The organism is Candidatus Flexicrinis affinis (assembly GCA_016716525.1).
Lineage (GTDB): Bacteria > Chloroflexota > Anaerolineae > Aggregatilineales > Phototrophicaceae > Flexicrinis > Flexicrinis affinis.
Genome location: JADJWE010000001.1, coordinates 450,241 through 474,348, shown reverse-complemented (window position 1 = coordinate 474,348; position 24,108 = coordinate 450,241). Strand labels below are relative to the sequence as shown.

Annotated in this window: 6 protein-coding genes; all 6 read left to right on the top strand. The window is 60.9% G+C overall.

What is annotated here, in order from left to right:
- The first annotated feature begins 7 nt into the window (after positions 1-7).
- Positions 8-1,915: an asparagine synthase (glutamine-hydrolyzing) gene (asnB, locus tag IPM16_01790; GenBank protein MBK9121843.1), complete on the top strand. Its 1,908-nt coding sequence runs from the start codon at positions 8-10 to the stop codon at positions 1,913-1,915.
- A 10-nt stretch (positions 1,916-1,925) separates the two neighbouring features.
- A complete protein-coding gene (locus IPM16_01785) occupies positions 1,926-4,457 on the top strand; it encodes a hypothetical protein (GenBank protein MBK9121842.1) in 2,532 nt (843 codons plus the stop codon).
- Positions 4,454-6,058, top strand: a complete 1,605-nt coding sequence (locus tag IPM16_01780) for a hypothetical protein (GenBank protein ID MBK9121841.1) — start codon at positions 4,454-4,456, stop codon at positions 6,056-6,058. Before IPM16_01785 ends, IPM16_01780 begins: the two co-directional genes overlap by 4 nt.
- A gap of 69 nt (positions 6,059-6,127) precedes the next feature.
- Positions 6,128-7,006, top strand: coding sequence for a DUF1616 domain-containing protein (locus IPM16_01775; protein ID MBK9121840.1), 879 nt, complete (start codon positions 6,128-6,130; stop codon positions 7,004-7,006).
- 499 nt (positions 7,007-7,505) lie between these two features.
- Positions 7,506-16,169 carry a tandem-95 repeat protein gene (locus IPM16_01770; GenBank protein ID MBK9121839.1) on the top strand — a complete coding sequence of 2,888 codons (8,664 nt, stop codon included), beginning with the start codon at positions 7,506-7,508 and terminating at the stop codon, positions 16,167-16,169.
- Positions 16,170-16,195: 26 nt separating this feature from the next.
- Positions 16,196-23,998, top strand: coding sequence for a tandem-95 repeat protein (locus IPM16_01765; protein MBK9121838.1), 7,803 nt, complete (start codon positions 16,196-16,198; stop codon positions 23,996-23,998).
- Positions 23,999-24,108: the final 110 nt, after the last annotated feature.

Genomic DNA, 24,108 nt, shown 5'->3' with positions numbered 1-24,108 from the left:
GACGACTATGTGCGGAATTGCCGCCATCGCGGCGCTTAATGCACCAATCGACATGGACATGCTGGCACGCATGGCGCACGCCATATCGCACCGCGGGCCGGATCAGGACGGGATCGCGCAGTTCGAGGCCGGACCGCTGCATGCCGGGCTTGGTTCGAAGCGGTTGAGCATCATCGACCTGAGCGAAGCGGGCCGCATGCCGCTGTCTAATGAGGACGGTTCGATTTGGATCGTCTACAACGGTGAGCTTTACAACCATCCTGAAATGCGCGCAGCGCTCGAAGCACGCGGGCACGTGTTCCGCTCCAACTCGGACACCGAAACAGTCGTCCATGCCTACGAGGAATACGGCGACGCGTTTCTCGAACAGCTCAACGGCATGTTCGCCTTGGCGCTGTTTGACCAGCGCGAGCAGCGGCTGATCGTCGCACGCGACCCGCTTGGCATCAAGCCAGTTTACTACCACTGGAACGGAAACCGTCTGCTGCTCGCTTCCGAACTGCGCGCCCTGCTGGCGAGCTGCGACATCGAGCGCGAAATGGACCCAACCGCGCTCGGTCTTTACCTGTCGCTGGGTTATGTGCCGTCGCCGCACAGTCTCGTGCGCGGCGTTCGCAAACTGGAGCCCGGCACCTATCTCGTGCTTGATTCTGGCGGCATGCGCACCGAACGCTACTGGACGTCGCCCGCGCCTCAACCGCAAGCCGACATACCGACATCCGTACAGCGCGTCCGCGAGGCCGTCACTGGCGCGGTCCGCCGCCAGCTCATGAGCGATGTCCCCATCGGTGTGTTTCTCAGTGGCGGGCTGGATTCGACGCTGATTGCGCATCTCGCCATGCGCGACCACAACGGGCCGATGGCGTCGTTCTCGATCGGGTTTCCCGACGCCGCGGGCCGCGTGGACGAGACCTCGATCTACAACCGCGACTTGATCCACGCGCGGCAGGTCGCCCGCGACCTCGGCATGGATCATCACGAGCTGCTGGTCAGCCCGACCCTCGACGTGCCCGACCTGCTCGTCCGCAGCGTTGTCGGCCTCGACGAACCGACATGGGAACCATCGTTCACGTCACTTAACTTACTCGCGGCAGAAGCCCGAAAGCATGGCGCTATCGTAATCCTCACCGGCGACGGCAGCGACGAGCTGTTCGGCGGGTATCCGTGGCATACAGCCGCCTTTCGGCATCAAACCTTGGAGCGCATTCCGGCACTGCGTGCCGCGCTGCCGCTGCTGGAACGCATTGGCCGGGGCCGGACATTGGGTATCAAGGCACGTGATCTGCGCACCAAGCTGCACGCGCCGGTCAGCACGTACTATCGCTATACGTTCGAGCTGCTCACCGAGGCGGAAAAGCAGGCACTCGTGCCGCGCGATTTCGCTCCTCAGGTCACGGACGAAGCTGTCGAGGCGCTGGTCAACGACCGTTTATCAGGTTTAGGCACGCTCGAGCTGCCCGATGCGCTCGCGCTTCTAGATCTGCTGCTGTGGGTGCGTGAGCAGTTCAACCACCGCGTCGATCGCATGACGATGTTGCACTCGATTGAGGCGCGCGTTCCACTGCAAGACCTCGAAGTGGTTCGCGCCGCGTTGTCCGTGCCCCTCCGTACGAGGCTCCATGGCGGGCAATCCAAGTACCTGCTGCGTGAGGCGTTCAAAGATGTCGTGCCCGATCACGTCCTGAATCGGCCTAAGCGTCCCTTCTCGACCCCCACTGAAGGATGGCTGCGCGGGCCGCTGCGCCCGCTGATCCACGAGCTCCTGAGCGGACCGCACCTTGACGGGACGGTGCTCAATCCGGAGTCCACTGCCGCCCTCGTAGGCCGGTTCTTTGCGGGCGACGATCGCCTTTCGTTCAAGGTGTGGGCCTTGCTGAATCTCCAAATTTGGTATGATCATGTCATGACAATATGAGCGATTCGTCATGACATGGATACGAACCAGGACGGTTTGGCTTGTTCTTACCGTCATGATGGTGTGCAGTCTGTCTCCGGTGCTTGCGCAGGCGAACGAAGCTGGCCCGGCGCAATTCGACTTTCAGCAGAATGACCTCGACGGAGACGGCATACCCGACGTCGTCACATTTGAGTCCGATCTGTTCTCGGATCGCGTGCGTGTGTCTGTGTACGATCAGGGCAACGACAGCGCGTGGGGATCAGGTTGGCAGGACACCACCGACTTCGTCAATGACATCTGGATTTACGAGAAGGCTAACTCGCCTGGTCCACGGCTAGTGCTCCGCTTCACGCATGAAGACGACCTCTATCGTGCTGAGTTGTGGGACGATGTGGATGGAAACCGGCGAGTGTCGCTTGACATCTCGGCTGAGGGTCGTGTTGAGATCGACGAGGCGGCGTTTCCATCGGCGGTGATCACGGCCGAAGCGCCGTTCGTTTCGCCGGAGGGACGGGTCAATCCCGCGGTGAAGATTGAGGTTTTCCGCCGAGTTGTCAGCACAGTCCGTGTCGAAGTGCCATTCGATGAAGAGGGCAGGCCGCAATCCGAATACGTGGTTTACGACTTCGACGGTGACGGCGCGATCGATGGAACGCGCTGGCGCGGCTTTCCGAACATCCCGCTGGACTGGCTGTTCGAGCGCACGGGTCTGTCCTACTTCCCGAACGACTTCCCGTTTTCCGGCTTTGAGGACTACGCGTTTTTCCCCTTGCTTGGTGATCTGCGCGAGTATCCCTTCAGCCGCAACCAGATGTATCGCAATCTTGCGGATACCCACCCTCCCATCCTGTTCGACTGGGAGGAGGCGGTACTACGGGGCGTGACGCCGTTCGTCCCGCTGTGGGGCGGCAATCGCATCAACTTCAATAGTTTTTCGTGGCTCGAGCCGGGCGAGGATAACCTGCTGGCATTCGAGCGCTTCGGCCACTATTTGTATACAGACAGTCGAATTCCCAATCTGATCATCCGCTACTCGCTCGGGCAGAACGATTACGCGCCGGCGACGCGCGTCAACGATCAACTGATGTATACCCATCAGATCGAAATGACGTGGAATCGTGCGGAAAATGCCGGCACGCTCATGCAGGACTACAAGCTAGAGCTTGCAGGCTTGCATTCCGCACCAACGACGGTACTCGAGTTCCCGGATTTCGGCATTTACGAGTATCCGTACGAGCAGTGGCCCACACTCTTCACCGAGATGCCCTGGGCGTTCGCCACCTTTGTCGCGACCGAAGGAACGGGCTACGAGACCAACGAAGCGATTCACGAGTGGAACGCCGTCGAAGGTGTCGTAACGGATGTCGCGCGGTCGACAGGGGTAAGCGGCGCATCGGTCGAACAGGTTCGGTACCTCTTCGGTGAGACCGACACCCCGCCCGATGACCACTATAAGGAAATCCGCCCGGGCTTTCGCGGCGAGTATGCCAATCTCATGTATACCCGTCCGGAACTGTACATGAGTTCCATTGATCGCAAGCTTCATCTGCGTACCGCCAGCTACGGGGTGTGGAACCTGAGCCCCAAGTACGAGATCCGGTACGCCAGCCACGACGGCGACGTTATTACGTCCTGGTCGCTGGTCGACAAACTCACCGGACGCATCGTGCGCGAGCTGATCGCAGCGGGCGGCTTGATCGTGCTCAATGACGAGCAGGGTACACGCCTACGTCGCATCGACTCGGATACGGTGATGTTCACGACGCTTCCACCGCGAAGCCGGGCGGAATGGGAAAGCCAGAACGCACAGTTTGCGCAGTATGAATTGACATCCGAGGCACAAGACTTCGAAGCGATGTTTGCGCAATTTGGTACGCCGGAGTTTGCAGCCACATCAGCGCGGATTACGGACTTCCGCCTCACCGAGGACGGCGCAGTCTTTACGCTTCAGGCGACAAACAGCACGTCACTCGTGACGGACCAGGTGGGACTCGCCACAAATTGGCGGGCGGACGAAACGCTCTATCATGTGCGGTCGACTGCCGGCACGTTTGTCGTTCAACCACTCACGCCACCCGTTCTCGAGATCACGGGATCAAGCCTCGGATCGACCCTCTTTGAAGAGCTGCGGCCTGAAGCGGCGTGGGTGACGATACGGAACAGCGGACTCCAGGACATTCGCGAGGCGGATGTCGCGCTGGTCGAAGATTCACCATGGGGCGAGCGGATCATCGACTCAAAGCGGATTGCGCTCAACGGCCAAGAGGAGACCCGGGTAGAGTTGATCTTTACGCCCCAATCGGCCGGGACGTACCCGATCCGGATCGATGTGAGCACGGTGCAGCCCTGGCGCTATCGCCGCGGGGGCGCGCTGCAATCGAGCACCTTCGTCGACGTTGAAACGCAGCCACTCACTGAAAACAGTTGGCGCAACATGCTTTCGCTGACCGGCGAGCTGCCCCAGCAGGGTGTATTTATTCCCGCGTTGCTGGGGGTCGTCATGCTTTGCGCCGCGATACTGGTCACCGTAATTCTGCGTTCGAGCATGAACGACCGATGACCACGCAGGTTGCACCTCGTTCGGGCTCATTCCCCATTCTGACCGTCCTGCTGGGCGTCATTCTGTTCGCGTTTGGCGCCTACGCATATGCGACGTTCCGCTACGGGGGCGACTGGATCGACAGCGATACGGCGATGATTACGCGCACCATCGCCAGTGTCACGAACGATGGCTCGGTGCGCGAAACCGCCGATGCGTACGGAAACGGATTTAGTTATCAGGTCGTAGCGTCGTTCCTCGTGCAGGTGACCGGAATTACCGTTCAGCAGCTTCAGAGCTCGGTCATGCCGTTGGGTGCGGCGCTCCTCGCGCTCGTCGTCTTCGTGGCGTTTCGTTCACTGGTTGGGCAGCCCTCTACGGCGTTGCTGGCGACCCTGCTGTTGTTTATGCAGCCCGATTTCCTGTTTGTCACGTGGCGAGGCTCTCACGAGAAGATTACTTGGGCATTGGCGCTCACGCTCTTGTACCTTCTTGCCAAGGGCTTTCGTGATCGCGGTTTCGCGTCCCTCAGCGGCCTGTACTACTTCGTGGCGTTTGCCTTCGTATGCAGCAATGCCTTCTTTGCCTCGTCGTTCCTAACCGGGATCGCGTTCAGTTTCGTCGCCGGGCTCGTCGTCTTTGCCATTCGTCGTCGAATCCATCGCGACGGGGCGCAAGACCCGATCATGATCCGCTTTATTCAACGCACCATGTACGTGACCCTGGCGACAGGCGTGCTGTTGTATCTGTTCTTCTTCTACGTTTACCCTCCCAGTGTCAGCCTGCTGTATGCGTTCGACAACCTGGTTGACCGTGTTGCGGCGCTGTTCGTCCAATATGGCGCGGCGTCTGCGAGCAACCCGTACAGCTTCGTCACCGCGACGTGGGTCGATACCCGTATCTACCTCGTCCTCATCGGCGTCAGCATGACGTTCGCGGGCGTCTCCGTTCTGGTGTGGCTGCCGAGTATGTTCAATATGATCTTCCGCCGGTCATTCGATACCGAACGGTCGCCCAGCCTTCTGTTGTGGTTGATGTACCCCGTCTTCGCACTCCAGGTGGCATTTGCACTCATTGCAGACAGGACGAGTGCAGGAGGCAATCTTCAGCTCCGCCTGTTCACTCCACTCATGATCCTCGCCGTGCCGCTGATCTCCAATGCCGTGATCACGATCTGGCGAAGACCGTGGGGACGCCTGTATCACACGGTCTTATTGATCGTACTGACGCTGGTTGCAGCGTTCTTTACCGGGGCTGGCCTTCTGAAGCTTACGAACGAACCGATCTTGAGCAACAACTGGGTGTTCACGCTGGACTCCGAACGCGCAGCGGGATCGTGGGCCGTCGAGCACGCCGAAAACAATGTGATCTGGACAGGTCCCGAGTGGCGACTGACCCTGTACCTGCTGATGGCGATGCCGGAACTCGAGCCGACGCGTGTCCAGAACTCGGTTGTGCCAGTGGGGTCGGAAGACCAGTTCATCGTATCGCGTATCGAAGAGGTCAAGTGGCGCCGATGGCACCTTGCCATGCCGCGGGTCGATCAACACATGCTGATGTATGACAACGGTGCTGTGAAGGTCTATCAGAAGCGCATCAGTCCTTCATTGCCAGGGTCTTAGGCAGGCCAAGCCTGTAACCGGTATACTAGACGATCTCTAATCGGTATCATGCGCCGAAACGGATTATGTATGGTTACGGGCCAGCGCCTGAAACTACGATATGAGCTTTGGGCGCTGCTAGCCGGCGGTGGTCTGCTCCTGACCCTGATCGCACTGGATGTTGATCTGGGTGTCCCGGTCCTTGGCATCTTGCGCCTTGCGCTTGGTCTTGCCTTCATTCTGTTCGTTCCGGGCTATTTGCTGCAGGCGTCCATCTTTCGCCGCATCGGTCAAATCGACGGTTACGAGCGAAGCGCGCTTTCACTCGTGCTGAGCATCGCGTTCATTCCTCCAGTCGCCTTGCTACTGGATCTCCTGCCCTTTGCGGCGGTCGACCTGGTTTCCATCGTGATCAGCGAAGCAATATTGGTGTTGGTGCTGTGGCCATTTTCGTTCTACCGCCGGATGCGAGTTCTTCGAGAGCACCGGTTCGCGATTATGATTCCGGGCCGTCGGCACGATAACGCAGGCACGGAGCCTTCTGCGCCCGGCTCGCGCCGAACAAACCTTGTACTGGCTGCCGTGTTCGCGCTTGTCGTTGCGACCATTGGGGCGATTGTGCTGTTTCCGGCACCTGCACAGGAGTACACCGAATTCTACGTCCTGAGTGAGCGCGGACTTACGGAAGGCATTCCACGATCAGTTCCGGCAAATACGCCGCTGCGGATGATCGTTGGCATTGTGAGCGCGGAGGGGGAAGCGAACCAGTACTCTGTGGAGGTCATTAGCGGGGAGGACGTGTTGGCGACAGTGGATGCCATTCGTCTTGCGCCTAGTGAGCGCTTTGAAACGACGATCGAGTTTGTGTTGACCGATCGCGGCCCCGACCGCGAAGTTCTGCTACTGCTTTACCTTGACCCCACACGTGAGCTGTACCGGCGCTTGAGGCTCATATTTGACGTCACCTGACTCTTATCGCCCTGCACCGTCCGTACCGGCGTATGTACTCGCTCAAGGCGCGCAGACGCGAGCAGGTGAAACCGGGGCTTGCTACCCGCTCCCAGTCGTTTGGATTGTTTGGTTTCCGGAACAAATCAGGCGATATGATTAGCAACCCGTTGTCTAAAAGTGAATTTTAGATTGTCCCCCAAATCAAGCGTCCAGCTTCAACCACGCTCTATTCGTCCACGCCTTCGAGCCTCTATGGGCCGACTTTCCGCCTGAAATCCGCAATTTCGCTCGCATAGTCTGAAATGCGACACCATCGTCAACGATCATCCAGGACTTAATGCCCACCTGCTCCTCAATGGTATCTATACGAAAGTACCATTCTATGGTCGTACTGTCGCGAGTCCGGCCGCGAATAGTGAGTAGCGCATAACTACAAGCCGTGAGATGATAGTATCAGGGTACCACTCACGGGCGTCCCTTAATGTTGTTGTATGGCCGGAAGATTCCGGAGGGCAATATGCAGCTAGCCACACGTCGTATTATGACCTGCGTGGTGCTGATCATTCTGGGTGTTATCTTCGTTATCGATGGCGCTCCATCGTTGGCGCAACCCCCAAATCCAGTAGTGACCGAGAATGCGTTAGCAGGCAATCCTGCTTCTGAGTGGGACGTCATTGGCGAAGGTGACCCCACCCTTCAAGGATTCACTACAGATATCAGCTACAACGTCGGGCAAACGGTCGAGTTCAAGATCACGGCGCCCGGCCCCTATGCGCTGTATATCTACCGCATGGGCTATTACAACGGTGCCGGTGCACGTCTGGTCGCGACCATTCCGTCAGGCAGCACGACCTCCCCGGCACAGCCGGCCTGCATCACCGATCCTGTCACCGGACTATACGACTGTGGCAACTGGTCCGTTACGGCCACATGGCCGATTCCGGCCAACGCTGTAAGTGGCGTGTATTTCGCAAAGGCGCTGCCGAACGGCCAAGCCCTCAACATCAACAACGGCAGCCATATTGCGTGGGTCGTGCGTGACGACGCGCGCCAATCCGACATTCTGTTCCAGACGCAGGACACGACGTGGCAGGCATACAACCGCTACGGCACCGGCAGTCTGTATGCATGGCTAGGGCCGGGTACTTCCCCGGGCCTGAACCCGGACCGCGCCCACAAGGTGAGCTACAACCGCCCGATAACGACCCGTGAATACGCGCCTGAGGACTGGGTCTTCAACTCGGAATATCCGATGATCCGCTGGCTCGAGCGCAACGGATACGACGTCACCTATATTTCCGGCGTCGATGCGCATCGCTACCCAGCCGAATTGCTCGACCCGACGATTCTGCTCTTCATCGGCCATGACGAATACTGGTCGCAGGCGCAGCGCGACAATGTCGAAGCTGCGCTCGCGGCAGGCAAACATCTGGCGTTCTTTACGGGAAATGAAATCTTCTGGCGAATTCGGTACGAGAACAGCATCGACGGCAACAATACGCCGCTGCGGACGATGGTGGGATACAAAGACTCCCACAATGACGAAATCTGGCCGGAGGGGATCGATCCGGTGGATTACACCGGCACGTGGCGCGACCCGCGCATTGACGACTGGGAGCCCGACCCGGAGAACAGGCTTGTCGGCCAGATATTCACGGTCAACTGCTGTTCGTATCCGATTCAAGTGCCGTCCGAATACTCGAATTTACGATTCTGGCGAAATACGTCGATCGCCACTCTGCTGCCGGGAACACAGGCAACCCTCACACAAAGTACGTTAGGGTACGAGTGGGACGAGGCGCTGGACAATAACGACCGGCCCGCCGGCTTGTTCAAGATGTCCTCGACCACCCATCTCGTGGATCAGAAGCTGCTCGACTACAGCTCCGACTTCGGTCCCGAAATCGCCACCCACAATCTGACCATGTACAAAGCGCCAAGTGGCGCGCTTGTGTTTGGCGCTGGAACGATTCAGTGGTCGTGGGGCCTCGATGGCAACCATGATCGCGGCGAGACATCGCCTAGCGCCGACATGCAGCAAGCAACAGTCAACCTGTTCGCCGACATGGGCAACGTTCAACCTGAAACGCTGCAGGCCGGGCTGATAGCTGCCACACAATCAACTGACGCGACCGCGCCCACCAGCACAATTACCTCGCCGTCAAACGGCGCTACCGTGCAGATGCCGGTGACGGTCACCGGAACGGCAGCGGACTCCGGTGGCGGCGTTGTCGCGGGTATCGAGATTTCGACCGACAACGGCGTGACTTGGCGATGGGCAACCGGTACGACGAATTGGACGTACGTGTTTTCGCCGTCAACGCCGGGTATCTATGTACTGCGTACCCGCGCCGTCGATGATAGCGGCAACCTCGAGGTACCGTCCACGACCGTGACCGTTACGGTCGAGGAGGGCGATTGCCCCTGCTCGCTGTGGGACAACAGCTTCGTGCCGCTCAACCCCAACGTCGATGATGGATCCGGGCTGGAAATCGGTGTCCGCTTCAAGGCGTCAGAGAGCGGCTTCATCACGGCTATCCGCTTCTATAAGGGCGTACAGAACACGGGCACGCACGTCGGCAGCTTGTGGACCGAAGGCGGCACACTGCTGTCTCAAGTCACGTTTACCAACGAAACAGCCAGCGGCTGGCAGACTATGTATTTGCCAAGTCCCGTTGCCATCACCGCCAATACGACGTATGTGGCCTCCTATCATGCTCCTACCGGCGTTCACGCCGAAACGATCAATTACTTCTCGGCAGGGGATTGGACGCGCGGGCCATTGACCGCATTCGGCGCCGCCAATGGCGGTAACGGCGTCTATGCCTACAGCGCGTCGCCGGTCTTCCCCACGAGCGTCGGCGGATCGTACTGGAACTACTGGGTCGATGTCCTGTTCGTCACCGAGGTGGTGCCGGATACGACGCCGCCCACCGTCACCTCGGTCATCCCGAATAACGGTGCAATCGGCGTTTCGGTCGGCAGTAACGTATCGGCGACCTTCTCCGAGCCGATGATCGGCGCGACGATCAACGGTACATCGTTCGAGCTGCGCGATTCGCTCAACAACCTGATTCCGGCGGTCGTCACTTACGACGTGGGCGGCCAGACCGCCACGCTCAATCCGTCATCGCCGCTTGAATACAACGTGACCTATACCGCGACTATTACGACCGCAGTCACGGACCTTGCCGGGCTGCCTCTCGGTGCGAACGAGGTATGGTCGTTTACAACCGAGGTCTCGCCTCCCCCGCCGCCGGACGAAGGTCCGGGCGGGCCGATTCTGGTAGTCTCCTCGGCGCTTAACCCGTTCAGCCGCTACTACGCGGAAATCCTGCGCGCGGAAGGCCTCAACGCCTTCTTCGTCACCGACATCACATTCGTCGACGCGGGGCTGCTGTCGGCGTACGACGTCGTCATCTTGGGCGAAATGCCGCTCGATTCGACGCAGGCCAGCATGTTCGCCACGTGGGTCAACAATGGCGGCAACTTGATCGCCATGCGCCCCGACCTCGATCTTGCGGGGCTGCTCGGCCTGACCTCGGTCGGTACGACGCTTTCCGATGCGTGGCTGCTCGTCAATACGACTGTCGGGACACCGGGCGAAGGAATCGTCAACGAGACGATTCAGTTCCACGGCACGGCCGATCGCTACACGCTGAACGGCGCTTCTGCGCTGGCGTGGCTCTACAGCACGTCCGCAGCCGCCACAGCCAACCCCGCAGTGACAATGCGCAGCGTCGGACTTAACGGCGGTCAAGCGGCCGCGTTCACGTACGATCTGGCGAAGTCGGTCGTCTACACGCGGCAAGGCAATCCCACGTTGGCAGGCGTGAACACCGACTTGCCCATCACGGGCAACGATACGCTGCGTGCCAACGATATGTTCTATCCGGATTGGATCGACCTGAATAAGGCACAGATTCCGACCGCTGATGAACAACAGCGACTGCTCGCGAACATGATTCTGGACATGAACGCGGACAAGAAACCGCTGCCGCGCTTCTGGTATCTGCCGCGGGGCGAACGCATCGTGCTGCTGATGACCGGCGACGATCACTCCAGTACAAGCGGTACGCTGAACTTCTTCAACTACTACCGCACTCAGGGCCTGCCGGGATGCTCAGTCGAGGACTGGGAGTGCATTCGTGCGACCTCGTACATTTACATCGACTCCGGTTTGACTCCTGCCGAGGCGTTCCAAGCCGAGCAAGACGGCTTCGAGGTATCCATCCATCCGTTTGGTACCGCATGCACGAATTGGGACCCGGCAACCGCCGCGACCGCGATCGCCAACGAGATCTCTGCATGGCAGGCGAAGTACGCGCTGAACCGGTCGCCTGCTTCGAACCGCAACCACTGCGTGACGTGGACGGACTTCTCGACTATGGCCGAGGCGTCGCTCGCAAACGGAATCCGCCTCGACACCAACTACTACTATTGGCCAGGTGCTTGGCTGCTTGATCGCCCCGGCTACTTCAACGGCAGCGGCTTGCCGATGCGCTTCGCACAAGACAACGGCCAGTTGATCGACGTCTATCAGGCGTTGACGCAGCTTACCGACGAGTCGCAGCAGACTCTGGGTACGCACTTCCAGACGTTGATCAACAACGCCAACGATCCAACCAAGCACTACATCGGCGTCATTACCGCCAATATGCATACGGACGGGGCGCTAAGCTACGGCGCGAACACGCTCGTGCCAATGGCACTGGGCAACAGCGTTCCGGTCGTTAGCGCCTATCAGATGCTGACGTGGCTCGATGGCCGCAACGGATCCGAGTTCAACAACATCAACTGGGCGGGTGATCAGCTTACGTTCGATATCGCGCAGGCGAGTGGTGCGCGCGGCCTGCGCGCGATGCTGCCGGCACAGGGGATCGCCGGTCCGTTGGTGAATCTGACACGGAACGGGCTGCTCATACCCTATACGTACGAGACGTTCAAGGGCGTGCAGTATGTGACGTTCGACGCGGAAAACGGCGCATACGTCGCCGACTACTCGGTCGACTCCACAGGCCCGGTCATTTCGGATGTGACGGCGACGGTCGCTCCGAACAACGACGTGACGATCACATGGACCACGAATGAACTGTCGGACTCCACGGTGTTGTTCGGCACCGATCCGGGCACGCTGAGCAGTTCGGAAAACAACCCGCTGAATACGACCGCTCACAGCGTCACGCTGTTCGGTCTCCCGCTCAACACGACGTTCCACTACCGCGTGGTGTCGACCGACCTGTCGGCGAATACGTCCACGTCGCCAGAGCCGCCAGCTCTACCGTTGACGTTCACGACGAACATGCCGAGCGTCGGCGATACGACCACGGCCGACTTCTCGAACGGCACAGGCGGTTGCACGGTCTGGACCATCGGCGACGGCGCCGTGACCTTACCGCCGACCGCCGCGTCCGAATTCAACGGAACGTCCATCCCTGCAGGCTGGGTCGAGCGCAGCGCGCCATGGAACACTGGTGGTTTTGCTACAGTCGGCAGCGGCGTTCTATCCGTGGATGGTCAACGCGTCTCCACTGGCAGTCCGTACACGGCCAACCTGACGCTCGAATTCGTCGCGACATTCACGTCGCAAGCCTTCCAGAACGGTGGCTTCGGCGGCAGCAACCTGATCGCGGGCGACTTCAGCGAGGTCTACAACAATGGACCGTGGGCGATGTTCAGCACCCAAAACGGTGGTGGTCTGTCCGCGCGTCTGAACACACCGGGAGGTAACGCGGACTACGCTATCCCGAACGGCGCCAGCTACCTCGGCTCGCCGCATCTGTATCGGGTCGAGTGGACGACGACTGGATTTAACTTCTACATCGATGGCGTACTCATCCACACATCACCGCTGACGGTCGCGACTCCGATGTACCCCGCATTCAGCGACTTCTTCACCGTCACGCCGCTCATCGTGGATTGGGCGCGCGTCACGCCGTACAACTCGCCGTGCACTTTCACGTCGCGCGTCTTCGGCAGCAGCACGCCGTCCGACTGGGCTGAGATCTCATGGATCAGCACCGAACCGGCGGGCACCGCGATCACAATGCGCGTACGCACGGGCGAAACGGTCGTACCTGACGGTTCATGGAGCGCGTGGCAGCCGGTCACGAATGGCGCTACGGTGGGCGTCAACAGCCGCTACATCCAATATGAAGCGACTCTCAGCACCACCGACCCGTTCGTTACGCCGGTGCTCGAACTCGTTTCGATCGAATACAACGCCGGCCCGGATGTCACCCCGCCGACGATCATCTCGCGCTCGCCGGTGCAGTCTGCGACCAGCGTCCCTGTTGGCACGTCGGTCGTGGTCGGCTTCGATGAACTGCTCGACCCGGCCAGTGTCACCGGCGCGTTCACGCTGCGTGCACAAGGTGCGCCATCGGATGTGCCTGCGACGGTGACGTACAACAGTGTGTTGGCAACGGTCACCATCGATCCGGACGCCGACCTTGCATTCGCGACCACCTACACGGTCACGGTCGCCGCGTCGGTCGCGGATCTAGCGGGCAACCCGCTGGGCGCGCCCGACACGTGGACGTTCACGACCGAGGATGCGCCGCCAATCTCGCTGACCGATACGACTGTTGTCGACTTCGGTGCTGGTTCGGGCGACTGCGTCGTCTGGCCGAGCGGCGATGGCGCCGTGAGTCTTGCGGCGTCGCTGTCCGACGAGTTCAGCGGTGCTGCACTCGACCCGGTCTGGACGGTCAGCAATTGGCAAGGTCTATTCAACACGCCAAGTGCGACGGTAAGCGGCGGCTCGGTCGCCGTTAACGACGTCCTGCTTGCCACTTCCACGTTCTACGAGGCCGGTCACGTCTTCGAGGCGCGCGCGACGTTCAGTGCAGATACGTTCCAGCATCTCGGCTTCGCCTATGACTTCAGCCCCACTCCGCAGTCTTGGGTCATGTTTAGCACAGGCGGTTCAGTCGACACGATCTACGCGCGTGTGAATCAGAATGGATCGACGGCCGAGGTCGCGATACCGGGTTCGTTCGCCTATATCGGCACGCCGCATGTGTATCGGATCGAGTGGCTGTCAAACCTTGTGACGTTCTATGTGGATGGCGCGCAAGTCTATCAACTCGCCGTCACGCTTCCGGGCACAGATCCGACGACATCGATGCGCCCGATGTTCAGTGACTTCAACAACAGCGCAGGCGAAGCGACCCTCGACCTCGTCGTCGACTGGATGCGCATGTCGCCGGTCGCCTCACCCTGCACGTTCACGTCGCGGGTGTTCGACGGCGGCGGTGCGGGTACGTGGGGCTTGATGAGCTGGCAGAGCACCGAGCCAACCGGCACGGCAATCGCCATGGAAGTGCGCTCCGGCGACACCGCGACTCCTGACGGCTCTTGGAGCGGCTGGACCGCGATCTCGAACAATGCATCGATCGGCGCGTCAGCGCGCTACGCGCAGTATCGTGCAACGCTGAGCACAACCGATCCGATCTACTCACCCGAGCTTCAGCTCGTCGAGCTGGCGTTCAACGCCGGATCCAACACCGCACCCGTCGCCGCAGATGACACGTACACGACTGACGAAGATGCCGAACTGGTCGTCGATACACCAACCGGTGTCCTCGCCAACGACACCGACGCCGAAACCGACCCGCTAACGGCGGTGCTCGTCACCGACGTGACCAACGGCGCGCTTACGCTGAACAGTGACGGCAGCTTCACCTACACGCCGAACGCCGACTTCAACGGCACCGACACGTTCACGTACAAGGCCAACGACGGCGCAATCGACTCGGCAGACGCAACGGTGACTATCACCGTCAACCCGATCAACGACGCGCCGGTCGCCGTGGATGACACGTACACGACCGATGAAGACCTTGCGCTGGATGTCGACATCGCTACCGGTGTCCTCGCTAATGACACCGACGTCGAACTTGACACGCTCGAAGCCACGGTCGTCACCGATGTGACTAACGGGACGCTCCTCCTCGCACTCGACGGCAGCTTCACCTACACGCCGAACGCCGACTTTAACGGCGAAGACACGTTCACGTACATTGTTAACGATGGGACGGTGGACTCGACCGAAGCGACGGTTACGATCACAGTTGAGCCGGTGAACGATGCCCCGGTCGCCGTGGATGACACGTTCGCGACCGAAGAGGACGTCGAACTGATCGTCGATGCGCTTACCGGCGTGCTCGCTAACGACGGCGATGTCGACCTCGATCCGTTGACCGCGGTCCTCGTCACCGACGTGACCAATGGGACGCTCCTCCTCGCACTCGACGGCAGCTTCACCTACACGCCGAACACCGGGTTCAATGGGTCCGACAGCTTCACCTATAACGCAAACGACAGCCTGCTGGACTCGAACATCGCGACAGTGACCATCAACGTCGGCGCGGTCAACGACCCGCCGGTCGCCGTGGACGACAGCTACTCGACGGACGAAGACACGCCGTTGACGGTTGCTGTTCCGGGTGTCCTCGGCAACGACACCGACGCGGAGACCAACCCGCTGACGGCCGCGCTCGTGGACGACGTCACCAACGGTACGCTGACTTTGAATGCGAACGGCAGTTTCACCTACACGCCGAACGCGAACTTCAACGGCACCGACACTTTCACGTATCTCGCCAACGACGGCACAGCCAACTCGGCGGCCCCTGCAACAGTGACCATAGGTCCGTTAACGACCCGTCGCCTGGTGACGCTCGAGACTTCCTGCAACGACACCACCAACCCCGCGCTGATTTTGAACGCGAACGGCAGCTTCACCTACACGCCGAACGCGGACTTCAACGGCACCGACACGTTCACGTATCTCGCCAACGACGGCACGGCTAACTCGGCGGCGCCCGCAACGGTGACCATCACGGTCAACCCGGTTAACGACGCGCCGGTCGCCGTGGACGACAGCTACTCGACGGACGAAGACACGCCGTTGACAGTTGCTGTTCCGGGTGTCCTCGGCAACGACACTGACGCGGAGACCAACCCGCTGACGGCCGTGCTCGTGGACGACGTCACCAACGGTACGCTGACTTTGAACAGCGACGGCAGTTTCACCTACACGCCGAACGCGAACTTCAACGGCACCGACACGTTCACCTACAAGGCGAATGACACGCTTGCGGACTCCAACGTGGTGACCGTGACCATCACGGTCAACCCGGTGAATGATGCGCCGGTGGCAGGCGACAACTGCTGACCATCACGGTCAACCCGATCAACGATGTGCCGGTCGCAACTGCTGACGCGTACTCGACCGACGAGGACACGCCGCTCAACGTGGCGGCTCCGGGCGTGCTCGGGAACGACACCGACACGGAGACCGACCCGCTCACCGCGATCAAGGTCAGCGACCCGGCCAACGGCGCTGTCACGCTCAACAGCGACGGCAGCTTCATCTACACGCCGAACGCCGACTACAACGGCACTGACTCGTTCACCTACAAGGCGAATGACACGCTTGCGGACTCCAACGTGGTGACCGTGACCATCACGGTCAACCCGGTGAATGATGCGCCGGTCGCCGTGGACGACAGCTACTCGACGGACGAAGACACGCCGCTGACGGTTGCTGTTCCGGGTGTCCTCGGCAACGACACCGACACGGAGACCGACCCGCTCACCGCGATCAAGGTCAGCGACCCGGCCAATGGCGCTGTCACGCTCAACAGCGACGGCAGCTTCATCTACACGCCGAACGCTGACTACAACGGCACTGACTCGTTCACCTACAAGGCGAATGACACGCTTGCGGACTCCAACGTGGTGACCGTGACCATCACGGTCAACCCGATCAACGATGCGCCGGTGGCTGTGGACGATGCGTACTCGACGGACGAAGACACGCCGCTGGTTGTCGCCATCGCTACCGGTGTGCTTGCCAACGACACGGATGCGGAGACCAACCCGCTGACGGCCGTGCTCGTCGCGAACGTCACCAACGGCACGCTGTTGTTCGCCGCCGACGGCAGCTTCACCTACACGCCGAATGCCAACTTCAATGGCACCGACACGTTCACGTATCTCGCCAACGACGGCACGTCAGACTCAGCGACTCCTGCAGCGGTGACCATTACGGTCAACCCGATCAACGACGCGCCAGTCGCCGTGGATGACAGCTACTCGACCAATGAGGACGTGGCGCTGGTCGTCAATATCGCGACGGGTGTGCTCGCCAACGACAGCGATGTCGACCTCGATACGCTGACCGCGGAGCTCGTCACCAATGTCACCAACGGTACGCTGGCTCTTGCCGCCGATGGCAGCTTCACCTACACGCCAAACGCCGGGTTCAATGGATCCGACAGCTTCACGTATAATGCTAGCGACAGCGTGCTAGACTCGAACGTCGCAACAGTGACCATCAACGTCGGCGCAGTCAACGACGCGCCGGTCGCCGTGGATGACAGCTACTCGACCAACGAGGACGCGGCGCTGGTCGTCAACGTCGCGACGGGCGTGCTCGTCAATGACACCGATGTCGACCTCGATACGCTGTCTGCTGTGCTTGAAGTTGGGCCGATCAACGGTATCCTGAACCTCAACACTGACGGTAGTTTCACCTACACGCCGGCAGCGAACTTCAACGGCAGTGACACGTTCACCTACCGCGCGAGCGACGGCACGCTGCTGTCGAACGTCGCAACGGTGACCATCACGGTCAACCCGGTTAACGACGCGCCGGTCGCTGTCGACGACAGCTACTCGACCAATGAGGACGTGGCGCTGGTTGTCGACATCGGTACCGGTGTGCTCGCCAACGACACCGACGTGGAGACGGATCCGCTCACCGCAGTCAAGGTCAGCGACCCGGCCAATGGCGCCGTCACGTTCAACAGCGATGGCAGCTTCACCTACACGCCGGCCGCCCACTTCAACGGCAGCGATAGCTTCACCTACCGCGCTAACGACGGAACCGCCGACTCGAACGTCGCGACAGTGACGATCACGGTCAATCCGGTCAACGACGCCCCTGTCGCTGTGGATGACAGCTACTCGACCAATGAGGACGTGGGGCTGGTCGTCAACGTCGCGACGGGCGTGCTCGCCAACGACACCGATGTCGAAGGCAGCGCCCTGACAGCGCAGTTGGTCGCCACGACGTCGAACGGCACGTTGAGCCTCAGCACAAACGGTGGCTTCACCTACACGCCGGCCGCGAACTTCAACGGCACCGACACGTTCACGTATCTTGCCAACGACGGCACGGCAAACTCGGCGGCCCCTGCAACGGTGACGATCACGGTTAACCCCGTCAACGATGCGCCGGTCGCGGTAGACGATAGCTACGCGACGAATGAGGACGTGGCGCTGATCGTCAACGTCGCGACGGGCGTGCTCGTCAACGACACCGATGTCGACGGCAACCTCCTGACCGCGGCGCTCGTGGATGGACCGACCAACGGTCTGCTGACCTTGAACGCCAACGGAAGCTTCACCTATACGCCGGCCGCGAACTTCAATGGCTCGGATAGCTTCACCTACCGCGCCAACGACGGCACCGCCGACTCGAACGTCGCGACGGTGACGATCACGGTCAACCCGGCTAACGATGCCCCGGTGGCCGTGAACGATGCCTATGCGACCGATGAGGACGTGGTTCTCAACGTTCCGGCGGATGGTGTACTCACCAATGACAGCGACGCTGACGGCAATCCGCTGAACGCGCTGCTGGCCGTTGGGCCAACCAACGGTGTCTTGACGCTGAACGCGAACGGCAGCTTCACCTACACCCCGGCCGCGAACTTCAACGGCTCGGACAGCTTCACCTACCGCGCCAACGACGGCGCCGTCGACTCGAACGTCGCGACGGTGACGATCACCGTCAACCCGGTCAACGATGCGCCGGTGGCTGCCGACAACGGGTACAACGTCAACGAGGATGGCGTGCTCAACATCGCTGCGCCGGGTATCCTTGCCAACGACACCGATGTCGAAGGCAGCGCCCTGACAGCGCAGTTGGTCGCCACGACGACGAACGGTACGTTGAGCCTCAATGCAGACGGCGCCTTCACCTACACGCCGGCCGCGAACTTCAACGGCTCGGACAGCTTCACCTACCGCGCCAGCGACGGCACGCTGCTGTCGAACATCGCGACGGTGTCGATCACGGTCAACCCGGTCAACGATGCCCCGGTGGCTGTGAATAATGGATACAACGTCAACGAAGACGCCGTAATCAGCGTCGATGCGCCGGGTATCCTCGCCAACGACACGGACATCGACCTCGATCCGCTGACTGCGGTGCTCGCTACCGGCCCGACCAACGGTGTTCTGAACCTCAACTCGGACGGCAGCTTTACCTACACGCCGAACGCGAACTTCAACGGCTCGGACAGCTTCACCTACAGCGCCAACGACGGCACCGCCGACTCGAACATCGCAACGGTGACGATCACCGTCAACCCGGTCAACGATGCGCCGGTCGCGGTGGGCGATGCCTATACGACCGATGAGGACGTGGCGCTCAACGTCCCGGCCGATGGTGTACTCACCAATGACAGCGATGTCGACGGCAACCCGTTGACCGCGGTTCTCGTCACTGGCCCGGCAAGTGGATCGCTGTTGCTTAATCCTGACGGCAGTTTCACCTACACGCCGGCAGCGAACTTCAATGGCAGCGTGAACTTCACCTACCGCGCCAACGACGGCATCGCCAACTCGAACATCGCGACGGTGACGATCACGGTCAACCCGGTCAACGACGCGCCGGTGGCCGTAAGTGATGCCTACTCGACCGACGAAGACGTGGCGCTTAACGTCGCCGCTCTGGGTGTTCTCGACAACGACACCGACATCGACGGCAACCCGCTGACCGCAATCAAGGTCACCGATCCGTCCAGCGGTACCGTTACCGTAAACGCCGACGGCAGCTTCATCTACACGCCGAACGCCAACTTCAACGGCTCCGACAGCTTCACGTACCGCGCCAACGACGGTACGGCCGACTCGAACATCGCGACCGTCACCATCACGGTGAATGCGGTCAACGATGCGCCGGTCGCCGTGGACGACAGCTACTCAACCGATGAAGATGTCGTGCTCAACATCCCCGCGTCGGGCGTACTGGGCAACGACAGCGATACGGAAGCGTCGCCATTGACCGCGCAGGTGGTCGATGCGCCGAACAACGGCGGGCTGACACTGAACACCGACGGCAGCTTCACCTATACGCCGAACGCCAACTTCAATGGCTCCGACAGCTTCACCTACGTGGCCAGCGACAGCGTGGCGGACTCCAACGTGGCGACGGTGACGATCACGGTCAACCCGGTGAACGACGCCCCGATCGCAGTCAATGACGGGTACAGCACAGATGAAGATGTCGCGCTGATCGTCCCGGCTACGGGCGTGCTCGGCAACGACACCGATGTCGATCTCGATCTGCTGACCGCGGTCCTGGTCTCCACTACGTCGAACGGCACGCTGCTGCTTAACTCCGACGGCAGCTTCACGTACACGCCGGACACCGACTACCTCGGCGTCGACACCTTCACTTACCGCGCCAACGACGGCACCGTCAACTCGAACATCGCCACGGTGACGATCTCGATCGGTGGTGTAAATGATGCGCCGGTCGCGGTGGATGACAGCTACTCGACGAACGAGGATGTCGTACTGACCGTACTTGTACCGGGTGTGTTGGGCAACGACAGCGATGTCGACCTTGATCCGCTGACGGCACAGGTCGTCGATACGCCGGATCACGGCAGCCTGACGCTCAACCCGAACGGCAGCTTCACCTATACGCCGAACGCCAACTACAACGGGCCGGACAGCTTCACCTATGTGGCAAGCGACGGGTTGCTGACCTCCAACGTTGCTACCGTTGCAATCACGGTCAACCCGGTGAACGATGCGCCGGTGGCACAGAACAACGGGTACAACGTCAACGAGGATGCCGTGCTCACCATCGCCGCGCCGGGTATCCTTGCCAACGACAACGATGTCGAAGGCAGCACCCTGACAGCGCAGTTGGTCGCCACGACGACGAACGGTACGTTGAGCCTTAATGCAAACGGCGGCTTCACGTATACGCCGAACAGCAACTACAACGGGCCGGACAGCTTCACCTACCGCGCAAGCGATGGCTCGCTGCTGTCGAACGTCGCAACCGTCACGATCACGGTCAATCCGGTCAACGATGCGCCGGTTGCCGTTGCCGACAGTTACGCGACTGACGAGGACACGCAGCTCAGCATCGCCGCGCCGGGCGTGCTCGGCAATGACACCGACATTGACGGTAACCCGCTGTCCGCCGTGTTGGCCGCCGGACCCGCCCACGGGTCACTCACGCTGAACCCGAACGGCAGCTTCACCTACACGCCGAACGCCGACTTCAACGGCTCGGACAGCTTCACATACCGCGCCAACGACGGTTCCGTCAACTCGCCGGTCGCAACTGTGTCGATCACCGTTGATCCGGTCAACGACCCGCCGGTGGCCGTCAACGATGGCTACACGACCAATGAAGATACGGCACTCACCGTACCCGCGGTGGGCGTGCTGACCAACGACAGCGACATCGACGGCAATCCGTTGAATGCCGCGTTGGTCTCCGGTCCTGCCCACGGGTCGCTCACGCTCAACCCGGATGGCAGCTTCACCTACACGCCAAGTGCCAACTACAACGGCTCGGACAGCTTCACATACCGCGCCAACGACGGTGCTGCCGACTCGAACGTCGCGACGGTGACCATCACGATCGACCCGGTCAACGACGCACCAGTGGCTGTCAACAACAGCTACACGACCAACGAGGACACAGCGCTCAACATCGCGGCGCCGGGCGTGCTGGGCAATGACACCGATGTCGACGGCAACCCGCTGACAGCCATCCTGTCGACCGGTCCCGCGCACGGATCGCTCACGCTCAACCCGAACGGCAGCTTCACTTACACGCCGAACGCCGACTACAACGGCTCGGACAGCTTCAGCTACCGCGCCAACGACGGCGTGCTTAACTCGAACGTCGCTACGGTCAACATCACCGTGAACGCGGTCAACGATCCGCCAGTCGCTGTCAACAACAGCTACTCGACGGATGAGGACACCGCGCTCAACGTCACCGCGCCGGGCGTGCTCGGCAACGACAGCGACATCGAAGGGTCGGCGCTAACGGCGGTCTTGGCTACGGGTCCGGCGCATGGGTCGCTCACGCTCAACCCGAACGGGAGCTTCACCTACACGCCGAACGCCAACTACAACGGCTCGGACAGCTTCACCTATCGTGCAAGCGATGGCCAGCTGCAATCGAACATCGCTACGGTGACCATCACGGTCAACCCGATCAACGATGCGCCGGTGGCTGTGGACGACTCGTACTCGATGACGGAAGACACCACGCTGATCGAACCGAACCCGGGCGTGCTGACCAACGACAGCGATGTCGACGGCAACTCGCTTACGGTACAGCTCGTTGCTCCACCGTCGTTCGGTTCGCTAACGCTGACGATCACGGGTGGGTTCACCTACACGCCCCTGCCTGACTTCAACGGTTCGGACAGCTTCACCTACCGGGCCACCGATGGATCGCTGCAGTCGAACGTCGCTACCGTGTTCATCTCGGTCGGCAATGCGACCGAAATCCCGGATGCGAACAACGACTCGTACTCGACCAACGAGGACACGGTGTTGAACGTGACGGCTCCGGGCGTACTCGGCAATGACGTCGACGGCGACGGACTGCCACTCACGGCGATCCTCGTCTCCGGCCCGGCACACGGTGGACTGACGCTCAACCTGAACGGCAGCTTCACCTACACGCCGAGCACCAACTACAACGGGCCGGACAGCTTCACCTATCGTGCAGACAACGGCACGTTCACGTCGAACATCGCGACGGTCAGTATCACGGTCAACGCGGTGAACGATGCGCCGACGGCTGGCGCCGATGCGTACGCGACGGACGAAGACACACCGTTGATCGTCGCGGCGCCGGGCGTGCTGGGCAACGACACCGATGTCGAGAACAGTGCGCTGTCGGCCGCAGTGGTAGCCAATCCGATCCACGGTTCGCTCGCGCTCAACGCCGACGGCGGCTTCACCTATACGCCGAACGCCAACTACAACGGGCCGGACAGCTTCACCTACCGCGCCAGCGATGGCTCGCTTCAGTCGAACGTCGCCACCGTGTCGATTACCGTCAACCCGGTCAACGACGCGCCGGTGGCGGTTGACGACAGCTACACGGCGAGCGAGGACACGGCGTTGGTCATCGCAGCACCGGGCGTGCTGGTCAACGACAGCGATGTCGACGGGAACTCGCTCACGGTGGTGTTGGACATCGGTCCGGCGAACGGTTCGCTGACGCTCAACCCGAACGGCAGCTTCACCTACACGCCAAACGCCGACTACCTCGGGCCGGACAGCTTCACGTATCACGCCAACGACGGCACGGTCGACTCGAACGTTGCGACCGTCTCGCTCACGGTCAACCCGGTGAGTCCGCCTGAGTTCTTCCTGCAGAACGCCGGCTTCGAGATCCCGGGCCTGACGCTGACCAGGGCAGACAGCTGGGATGCGACCGCATCGTCCAACGCCAAGCGCAAGTGCAATAAGGACAAGGACGGCGACGGGACGGCCGACAAGTTGTTCGCAAACTCTGGCGAGTGCTCGCTGCAAGTGAGAGGTCAAGCCACGCTTACGTCGAAGGCCACGCAAGGCTTCGCGTTCATCAACTTCGATCTCGGTGACACAGTCGAGATGAGCGCCTTTATACGCGCCAACAACCTCGTGGGCGACGGCCAGATCGCGCTCATAATCGATCACGTCGAAGGGACGAAGGATAAGCTCAAGATCTTCGTGCCGACAGGTACGTACGACTACGTCCTGCAAACGGTATCGTTGGTCACGACCGGCACACCGATCGACATGAAGATTCAGATCAAACTCGGGACCGGCGCTGGCAAGTACTGGGTCGACGACATCGAGCTTATCGGCTTCGATACGTCGGCGCGCAGCACAACGCTGCCGGTACCGGACGTGCTTCCGGTGCCAGACGCGGCAGCGCCGGGCTGGCGCGGGTAGGCCGTTCGAAAAACTAACGCTTGCGAAACCGCTGCGCAGGAGTGCGCGGCGGTTTCGTTTTCCAAGGCAAGACCTCATCCTCTCATCAAGTGGACTCACCTGCGGCATAC